A 13,185-nucleotide genomic window follows, 5' to 3' on the forward strand; every position below is an offset into this window, starting at 1 on the left:
TTTAAAGCAATAGTGCTTATAAAGAGGCAATAGAGATTTTCTGTGCGATTAGCTTTTCTTTTGCACTTAAGCATGTTGCTAAGCGTTCACGCTCTTTAGCAACAACCGCTTCTGGTGCACGGCTAACAAAGCCATCGTTAGATAATTTGCTGTCTAAAGTTGTGATATCTTTCTCTACTTTTTCAAGCTCTTTATCTAAACGTGCAAGCTCTGCATCTTTATCGATAAAGCCTGCCATTGGGATCAGCAATTCTGCACCGTTAACCAGTTTATTAACTGATAATGGCGCTTCTTCGCCTTCTGCTAATGGACGGATATCGGCTAAACGACCCATTGCTTTTAAGAAACCAATATTGTCACTAACGCGGCGTTTAGCATTGTCATCGGCACCACGTAAGATAACGTCAAGTGGTTTACCCGGAGCAATATTCATTTCAGCACGGATATTACGAACCGCAACGATAACTTCTTTGATCCACTCAAGATCGTTAAGCGCTTGTTCATCCACCAGCGAAGCATCGAACTCAGGGAAAGCTTGTAGCATGATGGTTTCACCTTCAATGCCTTTCACTTCCTTCACTCGTTGCCAAATTGTCTCTGTGATAAATGGAATAATTGGATGAGCAAGGCGCAGTAAGCCTTCTAACACTTCGATCAGTGTATGACGTGCTGCGCGTTTTTGAGCATCATTACCTTTGTGTACCGCAGGTTTTGATAGCTCAAGATACCAGTCACAGAATTGGTTCCAAGTGAATTCATATAAAATACCAGCAGCGATATCGAAACGATAGTTGTCTAACGCTTCACGATAGGCTTTAACGGTATTGTTAAATTCAGCTAAGATCCAGCGGTCAGCCAGTGAGAATGTCATCTCACCACCTTGATAGCCACAATCTTGTTCTTCTGTATTCATCAGAACAAAGCGGCTGGCGTTCCACAGCTTGTTACAGAAGTTACGGTAACCAGATAGACGTTTCATATCCCAGTTAATATCGCGGCCCGTAGAGGCTAACGCGGCTAAGGTAAAGCGCAGGGCATCTGTACCGTGTGCTTCAATACCTTCTGGGAACTCTTTGCTAGTACGTTTAGCAATTTTTTCAGCCATTTGTGGCTGCATCATATTACCAGTACGTTTTTCTAACAGGTTCTCTAATGAAATACCGTCGATCATATCCAGAGGATCAAGTACGTTACCTTTGGATTTTGACATCTTCTGGCCTTCTTCATCACGAATAAGACCTGTCATGTAAACCGTATTAAATGGTACTTGCGGTTTACCGTCTTCGTCTTTGATAAAGTGCATGGTCATCATGATCATGCGAGCGATCCAGAAGAATATAATATCGAATCCACTGACTAAGACATTCGTTGGATGGAATGTTTTCAGTGCTTCAGTATTTTCAGGCCAACCTAATGTTGAGAATGTCCATAGTGCAGATGAGAACCATGTATCCAGTACGTCATCATCTTGGCGTAATGCAACATCAGCTGCGATATTGTTTTCACGACGAACTTCTTCTTCGTCACGACCAACATAAACGTTGCCTTGGTTGTCATACCAAGCAGGGATACGGTGACCCCACCACAGTTGACGAGAAATACACCAATCTTGGATATCATTCATCCATGAGAAGTACATGTTTTCGTACTGTTTTGGTACAAATTGGATATCACCATTTTTAACTGCTTCAACAGCGGGTTTCGCTAAAGGTGCGGCGCGAACATACCATTGGTCTGTTAATAATGGCTCGATAACTACACCACCACGGTCACCGTAAGGTACGGTTAAATCGTGAGGTTTGATCTCTTCTAATAAACCTAGACGTTCAAATTCAGCGACTATTGTTTTACGTGCCGCAAAGCGTTCCATACCTTGGTAGGCTTCTGGAATTTCAGTGCTGTAAACATCAGACTCAACACCATTGGTATCTAAGACTTCTGCGCTAACACGGATATTGCCATCAAAGTCCATGATATTAATCATTGGTAATTGATGACGACGTCCAACTTCATAGTCATTAAAGTCGTGAGCAGGCGTGATTTTTACGCAACCTGTACCTTTTTCCATATCAGCGTGTTCGTCCGCTAAAATAGGAATACGACGGTTAACGATTGGTAGAATAATTTCTTTACCAATTAAATCTTTATAGCGAGGATCTTCTGGGTTAACAGCAACACCGGTATCACCTAACATGGTTTCAGGACGTGTTGTTGCAACAATGAGGTAATCTTTACCTTCAGCGGTTTTCGCCCCATCAGCTAAAGGATAACGCAGATGCCACATAGATCCTTTAACTTCACGGTTTTCAACTTCAAGGTCAGAAATCGCGGTGTGTAATTTAGGATCCCAGTTTACAAGACGTTTGCCTCGGTAGATAAGATCTTCTTTATGTAAGCGAACAAAAGCTTCTTTAACTGCTTTAGATAATCCTTCATCCATTGTGAAACGTTCACGTTCCCAATCAACAGAGTTACCTAAACGACGCATTTGGTTAGAAATGTTACCACCTGATTCTGCTTTCCATTCCCAAATTTTGTCGATAAATGCATCACGACCATAGTCATGACGATTTTTACCTTCTTCAGCAGCAATTTTACGCTCAACAACCATTTGAGTTGCGATACCCGCATGGTCAGTACCTGACTGCCATAAGGTGTTTTTACCTTGCATGCGCTGATAACGGATCATGGTATCCATAATGGTCTGCTGGAAAGCATGACCCATATGTAGGCTACCTGTGACGTTTGGCGGTGGGATCACGATACAGAAGCTTTCTTTTGTTGTATCGCCATTGGCTTTGAAATAGCCATTTTTTTCCCAATGCTGATACAGAGGTTGTTCAATCTCTGCTGGATTATATGTTGTGTCGAGCGATGGCTCTTTCGGTGCGGATTTATTTTCCATATTCTTTACGTATTCAATAGGTTGGCGGCGTAGCCATTGTCAAAGTAAAGCCGACGCTACGATAAATTTTATATCGTTCACGCGCCAACTGTTTCAATTGTTCATCAATAGGTACAAAGTCTATCACTTCATGGAAAGCTGTGGCAAAGTCTACGAATTGCGATTGCAAATTAATCAAGAGATCACGAGGTGCATTACCACGTTTTCCAGGCCAACATAATTCAACAGGAGAGCCATAACGAGGGCCTTCACCTGCAAGATTATGAGGAACAAACTGATGAGGTTCTCTTGTCCATAATGCCTCATCAAGCAATTCAGCCTGAGCTTGAGACTCACAAACCAACAAAATACGTTTGCCTAATCGCCAATGTTCAGCGGTAAGTTGACAGGCAAGCCACTCATGAGCCTGTAAATCATCGTGTATTGATGGGTGTTCCATTAAATAAAACGTGGCGTTTTTCATGATATCCCGATAACAGAAGGGTATTGCGTTGCAATACCCTTCTTGGAGTCTGCTCTATTTACCATAATAATAGGGTAATACCTTAACCCTGATAATTATGCGGTATTACTCGTCGCTATTCAAACCCGCGCGATTAAGTAAGAACTGAGACAATAAAGAAACAGGACGGCCTGTCGCGCCTTTTGCTTTACCAGAACGCCATGCTGTACCTGCAATATCCAAGTGAGCCCAGTTATATTTAGTCGCAAAACGCGCTAAGAAACAACCCGCAGTAATTGCGCCACCTAAACGGCCACCCGTATTTGCTAAATCAGCAAAATTAGATTCGATTTGTTCATAGAACTCATCGCCTAATGGTAAACGCCAAGCGCGGTCACCGGCTTGCTCTGATGCATTCATTAATTCATGTGCTAATGGATTATGATTAGACATTAATCCGCTGTAGTGATGTCCTAAAGCCACCATACAAGCACCTGTTAATGTCGCGATATCGACAACTAATTCAGGCTCAAAGCGCTCAACATAAGTTAACGTATCACACAGCACTAAACGACCTTCAGCATCAGTGTTTAATACTTCAACAGTTTGTCCTGACATGGTTGTTAAAATATCACCTGGGCGATACGCTTTTCCACCCGGCATGTTTTCACAACCCGCAAGTACACCAATGACATTGATTGGTAATTGGAGTTCAGCAACAACACGCATCACACCATAAACTGTTGCAGCACCACACATGTCGTATTTCATCTCATCCATGCCATCAGCAGGCTTGATAGAAATACCACCCGAGTCAAATGTCAGCCCTTTACCTACTAATACAATTGGACGCACTTGCGGATCTTTATTGCCTTTATATTCGATAATCGACATTAAAGATTCATTTTGAGAGCCTTGTCCTACCGCAAGATAAGCATTCATATTTAGCTCTTTCATTTGTTCTTCGCCAATAACACGCGTAGAAACATTTGAAGATGAGTCTGCTAATTGACGAGCTTGAGATGCTAAATAAGCGGCATTACAGATATTTGGTGGCATGTTAGCTAAATCTTTACATGCTTTAATACCTGATGCGATGGCTAAACCGTGTGCAATTGCGCGTTCACCACTTGGCAGTTCACGACGAGTAGGTACATTAAAGACCATCTTACGTAATGGACGACGTAATTCTGTCTTATTGCTTTTCAGTTGATCAAAGGTATAGAGGCAGTCTTTTGCAGTCTCAACCGCTTGACGCACTTTCCAGTAATTATTACGACCTTTAACATGTAACTCAGTCAGAAAGCATACGGCTTCCATAGAGCCAGTCTCATTGAGTGTGTTAATGGTTTTTTGAATGATCTGTTTATACTGGCGTTCATCCAATTCACGCTCTTTACCGCAACCAATCAGTAAAACGCGCTCAGAGAGAACATTTGGTACATGATGTAACAGCAATGATTGTCCTACTTTGCCTTCCAGTTCACCTCTGCGTAACAGGGCGCTGATATAGCCATCACTGATTTTATCAAGTTGCTCCGCGATCGGAGATAAACGACGAGGCTCAAACACCCCCACGATAATACAAGCGCTGCGTTGTTTCTCTGGGCTGCCGCTTTTTACATTAAACTCCATGCGTTCTCCTGAATATTAAAGACAAAAACGGAAAGTATCGTTTAGAATAGTGATCCGCATTAATCTACCCCATAGAAAGTTTACTTTTTATGTTAAGCTAAATGCATTAATTGAACACAACTAATTTAGCTAACTTATAAGCTTGTTCTTATTGGGAACCTGTTTATAGCATGTTTTGATATCATTTGGGCTGCAAGAATGTCTAACTGAGATGCACAAATGATAGATATACAACGAAGTTAGCGATTTTCCTGCAAAAAGACAAGTTTTCACAGGCATAACTAGCGTGATTATAATTCGATATTTAGCTCGGGAAACCCTTAAAAGTCAGATAGCCATCTTATTTATTCTGATGCTTATCTTCTTTAGCCAGAAATTGGTTGAAATTTTAGGGGCTGCTGTTGAAGGTAACATTCCTACAAACCTCGTGATTTCTCTGCTGTGGCTGGGAATTCCTGAGATGGCACAGCTTATTCTTCCATTAAGCCTTTTTCTTGGGCTTCTGATGACTTACAGCAAACTTTATGTTGAAAGTGAGATAACCGTCATGAGTGCGTGTGGAATAGGTAAGAAAGCATTAGTACAAGCTGCACTGTTGCTCTCATTACTGACCAGCGCATTAGCCGCAGGAAATGTCATTTGGCTTATTCCTTGGTCTTCGGTGCATCAAGAGCAAGTCCTTGAGGATGCTAAAGCAAACCCAAGTTTAGCGGCATTGATGGAAGGGCAATTTAAAATGTCCAGCGACCGCAATATGGTGCTTTATCTGGGTAGTGTAAAAGGAAATCAATTCCAAGATGTGTTCCTTGCACAACTGCGTCCAACGCAAGATCAGCGTCCTTCTGTCGTGGTGGCAGATAAAGGCTATACCAAAGAATTACCTAACGGGAATCAGATAGTCGTATTAAGTGAGGGAACTCGCTATGAAGGTACGGCTGTGCTACGTGATTTTCGTATTACCGATTTTAATGACTACCAAGCTGTTATCGGGCACCGTGAATCGACCATTAGCAGTAATCGTGTAGAACAAAAAACGATGACTGAACTTTGGCATTCGAATGAAACAGAGTCTATCGCTGAATTCCATTGGCGCTTAACCTTGATTTTCTCTGTTGTCATTATGGCGGTGATGGTTGTGCCTTTAAGTGAGGTAAACCCACGTCAAGGTCGCGTATTAAGTATGCTACCTGCCATGCTGCTTTATCTGGTGTTCTTCTTACTACAAAGTTCATTGCACTCTAATGGTGAAAAAGGAAAGCTGGATCCCCTCATTGCAATGTGGAGTGTTAATGGTATTTATCTTGCCTTGGCTATCTTATTGAATGTTTGGGATACCTTGCCTATGCGTAAATTCCGTGCTCGCTTTAAGAAAGGAGTTGCCTGATGTTTGGTGTATTAGATAGATATATCGGGCGTACTATTTTACAGTCAATTTTGATGACACTCTTTTTGCTGGTTTCACTATCCGGCATTATCAAATTTGTCGATCAACTTCGTAAAGTAGGGCAAGGCGATTTCACCACGTTGGATGCGGGTATTTACGCCATTTTAAATATCCTTAAAGATGTGCAGATTTTCTTTCCTATGGCTGCCTTATTGGGTGCGTTATTAGGATTAGGTGCATTAGCAACGCGTAGTGAGTTGGTGGTGATGCAAGCATCAGGATTTACCCGCTTGCAAATTGCTGGCTCTGTGATGAAAACCGCTATTCCATTAGTCCTGTTAACCGTACTAATTGGTGAATGGGGCGCACCACAAGGTGAACAATATGCACGTAACTATCGTGCCGAAAAAATCATGGGCAACTCTTTAGTTTCGACTAACCGTGGTATGTGGGCTAAAGATGGCAACCAATTTATTCATATCAACCGAATAAAAAGCCAAAATGAGATGCAAGGCATCACACTCTATGATTTTAATAATGATAGAAAGCTAGAAACGGTACGTTATGCATCAAGTGCAACCTACGATGTGAATCAAAAGACGTGGATGTTGAAGCAAGTTGAGCTATCAGATTTAACTGATCCACAAAAAATCACAGGTAAAAAACAGGTATCACTTGAATGGCCAACACGACTAACGCCAGAAAAATTAAGCGTTGTGGCGTTGGATCCAGATGCATTATCGATCAGCGGGCTTTATCAGTACGTTAAATATCTAAAACAGAGTGGGCAAGAGTCAGCAAACTATGAGCTGAATTTCTGGAAAAAAATCTTTGCTCCAATCTCTGTTGCAGTAATGATGTTAATGGCATTGTCATTTATTTTTGGACCATTACGTACTGTACCAATGGGATTAAGAGTCTTAACGGGTATCTCTTTTGGTTTCTTATTCTATATCGTCAACGAAGTTTCAGGGCGATTAAGTTTGGTTTATGGCATACCTGCAGTGATTGCAGCATTAGTACCGGGAATACTCTTTCTAACGTTGAGTTTATGGTTATTGATGAAGCGTAATCGCTAAATAAATGTCAGCAAAAAAATAAAAAGCGCCGAAAGGCGCTTTTTTTATCATTATTAAGTATGCAATTACTGATAAAAATCTTTTGCTAGTGCACGGACAAGAGCATTAGTACCCTGAGTCACTTCACTAAATTTAGTGCCGTTAGGTTTACGGGTGATCACCACGAATACACCGATATTTAATTCAGGAATGGTTGCCATATAAGTATTAAACCCACCGCCACCACCTGTTTTTTGGTAAATCGCCGGAATACCATTGGCGGGAGCCATATAAACCCAGCCTAAACCCACGCCATCAGCACGACCCGCTACATCCATCCCTTCTATTGATGAGAGTCGATTACGAGGAAAATAGACAGATTGCTCTTTACTTGCTGTTGCCTTTCGCATGGCATTATGAGAAGTCAAAAAGCCTTGCATCCAACGTTGCATATCGGCAGGCGTTGAGTACACACCTCCACTTCCGGCTGCTGCAATAGTGTCAGAGCATGGGCTTGGTTTATATCCTACTAATAGTCGTTGGCATTGTGCAGGCGTTGGCGTCAACGTGGTATTAGTCATGCCTGCTGGCTGAGTGACATACTGTTGTAAAAGTTGAGGATAACTTTTACCTGATGCTTTTACCAAGGCATCCGCTAATAGATCGTAAGCTAAGTTTGAATAAGCCGCTTGATCCCCTGCGGTGGATGTCAATGTCGCTTTTTTCAACCAGTTCCAGCGGTCGTCATGCGTTGGCCATATAAAAACAGGTCTTCCCCATTTTCCACCGGGTTGTTCTCGAGGAAAGCCACTAGTATGGCTAGCTAAATGATAAAGACGGATAGGAGATTGAGCGCTAACTAATGGTATGTCTACACCATAGTAGCTGTATTTTTGCAGTGGATCGGTGACTAATAGTTTTCCATCATCTTGTAACTTTAACATCACTTCACTTGTCATCAGCTTGGTGACAGAAGCGATGCGGATCAGTGAGTTCATTGATGGCGCATTGCGGCTTTCTGGTGTTGTCGTTCCAAAAGAACGATTCAAGGTTTGAGAGTTATTGATCATGACAATAACCATGCCTTGAGGATGACTCTTTTGATAAATCTGTGAGGCGTATTTATCAAACAGCGCACTTGCATTGCTTACATTAGGGCTTAATGCCGTAGGCCATTGCGTTAATTCAGGCACACTGTTCTGTTGATTTAACATAGACGGTTGTGTCGCTGGTGGTAATGACGAACGTTGGCTACACGCATTCAATGTCAGTAAAGCGACTGGGATCATAAGATATTTTAGAAAATGTTTTTTCATTTTTACTTTCAACAGAAGTCAGTGAGGTGAAAGGAATGCGATCAACATAAAATTGTTTATGTTTTAATTTGGTGCCTTTCTTATCGCGCTATTTTTTCTTTATCATTTTTAATACGGCACCTAAGATAATACCAACAAATATGCCTGTTATAATCCAGCCAACAATGCCCATAACACCGCCTTCTAATCAGATTTAAACTAAATTTTGATTATATTATCAGAAATAAGAATGTCTATCAGTGCAAGAGCCAGTTATCAAAAAGTTGGCATTAAATGTGTCAAATTGTCTCTAAGAAAAAAATAGTGAAGAAAAACTGCATCATAAAAAGACATTTCCCTCATATTTCTCCTCTAAAAGTGAGGTAAGTATTACCGTTAAGTTACAATCCTCCTTGGTTTATCCTGGTTTTTAACCCTATTATTAGCATTTCTTTATTATTAAGTTAGGATATGTATATCAAGAAAATGTTAATGAATGGTGTTATGGTCTTTGTTTTGGTATTTACATGGTTTATTGTTCTCATATTTATTCTTATAATGACTATTATTGGAGTTTTATAAATATAATATAAGTGTGTGTCATATTTTGTAATAATTTATTGATTGTGGGATTGTGAAATTAAATTTATTATAGCTTCATCAAGTCGAGAGACTGAGAATATAAGAGTTACAGAGCAAAGATAACCCAGCAATAATAGAGTGAAATAAATAAGAAGGCATATTATAAAATAGCCTCTTCAATAATAAATAAGTTATATATTAATCGTAATATTTCAACACCATTATATTAGATAGTAGTACCTTCGTTAAAGTAGTAAATAAGTACCTTTGTATTAAATATTAATTTCCTATATGTAGTAAGAAGTATCTTATTAAAGCAGTAAATCCTTTATATCAATAATATGTAGTATAGATAAAGAAGTATATTATATTAATAGAACATAACCGCCTTCTTCTCACACCAGGGAAGAAAAGGGCAGTGACGCTACAAAAATAATTTATAGTCATTAAAATAAAATTAAGCCCTCTATTAGCAGTACTATCGGATCAAAACACTAACCCAAGTTTTGATCCTTTTTTTATTTATCGTTATGTGTTTTAAAATATATCGATGAGGTAAGTTAGTTTTAATAAATTTATATAATGACGATATAATCTTTAAAAGAAAAAAGATAAGAAAAAAGTAGAAATAAGATGACGAATAAACTTAGCTACAAGAAAAACAAAATAATTGATTTATCGATACAACATGATTAAAGCATTAACGATAGATACCTTGATGTAACCTATAAGCCATGTTTTATGATAGCAACAGACCCTAAATGCACTTTTTTTCGCCAATCAAACTGAAAACTAACAATAATTGTTGCGAGGGTTCTTCACGCAAGTATAATGAGCAGGTTTTCCAGACACACTTCAGTGCCGGAGTGGCGAAATTGGTAGACGCAGTTGATTCAAAATCAACCGCCTTCGGGTGTGCCGGTTCGAGTCCGGCCTTCGGCACCAAAAATCAGACGCTAAAAGCGTCTTTTTTTATGCCTGAAATTTATGGTTTATAAGGTTTTTCTTTTCTCTCAGCGTTCATCGTTATATTAAAATCAACCCACATCAAGTACCTGCTGTTGCATGTTGTTGGCATAAGCGTATCGATATCTCTCGATTTGGTAATAGTTTGTACCAACGCAAGGAGATAAATTATGGCTCTTCAAAATGGCTTAATTGACTATAACCCAGTGCAAGATATGGGGCTGGTGTAGTAGCGACAGGCAAACGAATCCATAGAGTCGCTTTAGAACTTAAATACCTACCTGAGTTCTAATGCGCATCAATAGCTATATGGGCAAAACACACCTTATTAGTCTTTATTTGTTCTAGTGAACAGCGTTTTGCCCGTTGGGATGAAATTGATCTGGATAATGCCATGTGGACGATCCTCGCAGAACGTGAAGCGATAGGATAGAAGGTGTTAAGCACTCATACCGCGGATCAAAAATGTGTACGATCCACTTCCCCTAAAATGAGCCAGCTATAATAATATAATCTTTACTAAATTCTTTTGATGGAATAAGCATGCTTGGATATGTAGCGCCAGCAATGGTTACTTTTATTGTTCCAATATTTACGGGTGTTCCGTATATTTCAACACAATTATAGTCACGAGTGGCAGTTTCAGTATTATCGATAATAGAAGATCTTCGGTATTCACAATTACGTAGAAAAAGACCAGAATTATTAGGAGTGATAAAGCCAATTTTTCGGTGCATACCACCAATAACCGGTCCTCCTAATATTGTTATTTTTTGAAAATAAGGATCTCCAATAATGGCATTATCTAATATTTCGTTATCAGGAAGATAAGTTATTTTATTACCAGAAAAACTACATGCAGTTAAAAAAATAGGGATATAATAATTTTTATTCTTAAAATAATTATATTCATTTTAGCGGTTTAAAAACCATACCTCCAAAAAAACGCTTAATAAAAAAGCTAACATCTTTATTTTCTTTTATTAGTTCGTTGATTATACCCCAGGAAAATAATCGTAAATTAATATCTCCATTTTTGATCTGTGTTACAGGCCCATCCCAAACAATCCAATGTGTTGGAATAGTTAAACTTTCTGGTGATGCACTATTTGTTTTATGCCATGAAGTATAACCTTCAGAGTCGGTGATACCTGAAAAAGACTGATTGTCATCAAGATAGAGCTGATATTCACAATTTGCTAATGGAGTATTATTGTCGTCAGTGCAGAGATACCGGATATGATGTGGCTGATCTGTTGTCGTATTGATTTTGTTTGTTAGATTATTTTCTGTACCAGCTCCTGATTTTTCTGATGATTCGGTCACATAGCAATCTTGAATAGAATTAATGAGTTTTGATTTACAAGGGCAGGAACTAAAACTGTCTAATGTTCCCGCGATACGGCGATTATTTCCCAGAATATAACTAATGCCACCAAGTATTTGGTCAGTACCAGAATGTTTACCACAGGTAACACGATCGCCTTCGCGTGCTGCCGAGGAACCATAAAACTTAAAAGTATCATCACCTGTTATTATTTGACCACCACAGGTTGTTTTATCACCTACCCGTAGAAAATATCCTATAGCCATGCAAATTCCCTTTTTTTACTTAAGTAAGATTTTATTATTAGCTAGACAATGTTAATTAACAAGATATATTTAACTATTTGTTTAAATAACACTCTATGAGTGTAATTAATTATTTCTGAATAGTATTGAGTAATAATATAAATGATGACATATAACATATAGTTAAAAATAAAATATCAGTGCAATGGCTAAATAAAAACACCATTAAAATTTTATTTAATGGTGTTTTTGATTAATGGCGTAAAATACGCAGTAATAACTAATTAAACTCTAACACAAAGTTTGCTGTGGCATTTATAGATCCTGTTTGAACCTCATTGCCATAACGAAAATACTCTGTTTTTAATGGCACGCTAGTTGTACCGCTACTTAAATCGGCAAGTTTAACAAACTGGTTATTCACTAAACGTGTATTATCGCTAAGTGGTGATGTCACAATAAAACCAACACCTTTTGCATTACGTCCGCCTTCGCTATCAGGTTTAATCACCGATTCCTGACTTTCATAGCTAGTTGTATTGTTAGCCATCAGCTTTATTTTTGCGGATACATTGCCTGAACAATTTATAATAAGATTATCTTCAGCATATACGCTTGAATCGGGAAAGCCCATTTCTGAAAATGCCGTTATCGGAACAGCAGGAAGCTTCATTTGAAGATTAGTATTTTCTGCACTACAAGATGTTGGCGCGCTAATAATATTGACTGATAAACGATAACTAAAACCAACCGCTGTTGTGCCGCCACCTGAATTAAAGCGATTAATTAATATTGAGCCAATATATTGAGTCGTAAAACGCTGTGATTTAGGGTTATCTTTAGTGGAATAAATAATTACAGTAGCATCCCTTGTATTAAGCTTAGGGCTGTTAACAGGAACTTCTTGTCCAGGCTGACTTCTAAATGAAAGGCCTGACTCATTTTCAATGAGAACATAAGCATAATCATCTAAACCTGTAATATGACCATTGCGTACAACATAATAAGCAGGTCTTCCATCGATATCCATATAATAGGTTGGCATTACGCCACTGGCTTCACTATATGTCGCATAAGCATAGAACTCCGCGCCATCGGGGCAATCTGCGACTGCAACATCAGAGCCATCACGCTTAAATGTAAAACGTGCTATTTCTTGATTTTTTTTAATCATCCCTTTTAGTTCAATGGTACCGCCTCTGGCATCCATCGTGCCATGTTTAATCCCGCCATTATTGACACAATCAGGCGCGGCATGACTGTAAAAAGAGAGGGTAGATAAACTAAGAATAAAAATTAGAAATAATAATTTATTCATTTTATTTTTTAAGTTAGCCATTTTATTT

9 protein-coding genes, 1 tRNA gene and 1 pseudogene are annotated in these 13,185 nt (G+C 39.0%); 4 read left to right on the forward strand and 7 right to left on the reverse strand.

The annotated features are described in order from the left end of the window. Positions 1-16: 16 nt before the first annotated feature. The 3 genes from CBE70_RS01915 to pepA all read right to left on the reverse strand — a co-directional run bounded on the left by CBE70_RS01915 (position 17) and on the right by pepA (position 4,982). Positions 17-2,905 carry a valine--tRNA ligase gene (locus CBE70_RS01915; RefSeq protein ID WP_100157981.1) on the reverse strand — a complete coding sequence of 963 codons (2,889 nt, stop codon included), beginning with the start codon at positions 2,903-2,905 and terminating at the stop codon, positions 17-19. A gap of 13 nt (positions 2,906-2,918) precedes the next feature. Next, positions 2,919-3,368: a DNA polymerase III subunit chi gene (locus CBE70_RS01920; RefSeq protein WP_100157982.1), complete on the reverse strand. Its 450-nt coding sequence runs from the start codon at positions 3,366-3,368 to the stop codon at positions 2,919-2,921. 105 nt (positions 3,369-3,473) lie between these two features. Further along, complete coding sequence (gene pepA / locus CBE70_RS01925) at positions 3,474-4,982, reverse strand: leucyl aminopeptidase (RefSeq protein WP_100157983.1); 1,509 nt, start codon at positions 4,980-4,982, stop codon at positions 3,474-3,476. Positions 4,983-5,268: 286 nt separating this feature from the next. On the opposite strand from pepA, the gene lptF reads away from it, so the two are divergent. Beyond that, positions 5,269-6,366: an LPS export ABC transporter permease LptF gene (gene lptF, locus CBE70_RS01930; RefSeq protein ID WP_100157984.1), complete on the forward strand. Its 1,098-nt coding sequence runs from the start codon at positions 5,269-5,271 to the stop codon at positions 6,364-6,366. Then, positions 6,366-7,445: an LPS export ABC transporter permease LptG gene (lptG, locus tag CBE70_RS01935; protein WP_100157985.1), complete on the forward strand. Its 1,080-nt coding sequence runs from the start codon at positions 6,366-6,368 to the stop codon at positions 7,443-7,445. Before lptF ends, lptG begins: the two co-directional genes overlap by 1 nt. Before the next feature lie 65 nt (positions 7,446-7,510). Here the strand turns inward: lptG and ampH are convergent, their stop codons facing one another. Continuing rightward, the gene (gene ampH / locus CBE70_RS01940; protein WP_100157986.1) at positions 7,511-8,740 is read right to left on the reverse strand and encodes a D-alanyl-D-alanine-carboxypeptidase/endopeptidase AmpH; all 1,230 of its coding nucleotides are present in this window, start codon (positions 8,738-8,740) and stop codon (positions 7,511-7,513) included. A 1,421-nt stretch (positions 8,741-10,161) separates the two neighbouring features. Here ampH and CBE70_RS01945 point away from each other — a divergent pair. Together CBE70_RS01945 and CBE70_RS18435 are read left to right on the forward strand one after the other, a co-directional pair. After that, positions 10,162-10,246: transfer RNA gene (locus tag CBE70_RS01945), tRNA-Leu, on the forward strand. 194 nt (positions 10,247-10,440) lie between these two features. Then, positions 10,441-10,747: pseudogene (locus tag CBE70_RS18435) on the forward strand (integrase); the annotation flags it as partial. Positions 10,748-10,752: 5 nt separating this feature from the next. On the opposite strand, the gene CBE70_RS01955 reads toward CBE70_RS18435, so the two are convergent. From CBE70_RS01955 to CBE70_RS01965, 3 genes are all read right to left on the reverse strand, one after another. Further along, the gene (locus tag CBE70_RS01955; protein ID WP_100157987.1) at positions 10,753-11,004 is read right to left on the reverse strand and encodes a hypothetical protein; all 252 of its coding nucleotides are present in this window, start codon (positions 11,002-11,004) and stop codon (positions 10,753-10,755) included. A gap of 172 nt (positions 11,005-11,176) precedes the next feature. Continuing rightward, on the reverse strand, positions 11,177-11,860 hold the full coding sequence (locus CBE70_RS18440; protein ID WP_232797330.1) for a PAAR domain-containing protein: 684 nt from the start codon (positions 11,858-11,860) through the stop codon (positions 11,177-11,179). A 259-nt stretch (positions 11,861-12,119) separates the two neighbouring features. Continuing rightward, on the reverse strand, positions 12,120-13,178 hold the full coding sequence (locus tag CBE70_RS01965; RefSeq protein WP_100157988.1) for a fimbrial protein: 1,059 nt from the start codon (positions 13,176-13,178) through the stop codon (positions 12,120-12,122). Positions 13,179-13,185 lie beyond the last annotated feature (7 nt).

This window comes from Proteus columbae, from assembly GCF_002777965.1.
GTDB classification, from domain to species: Bacteria; Pseudomonadota; Gammaproteobacteria; order Enterobacterales; family Enterobacteriaceae; genus Proteus; species Proteus columbae.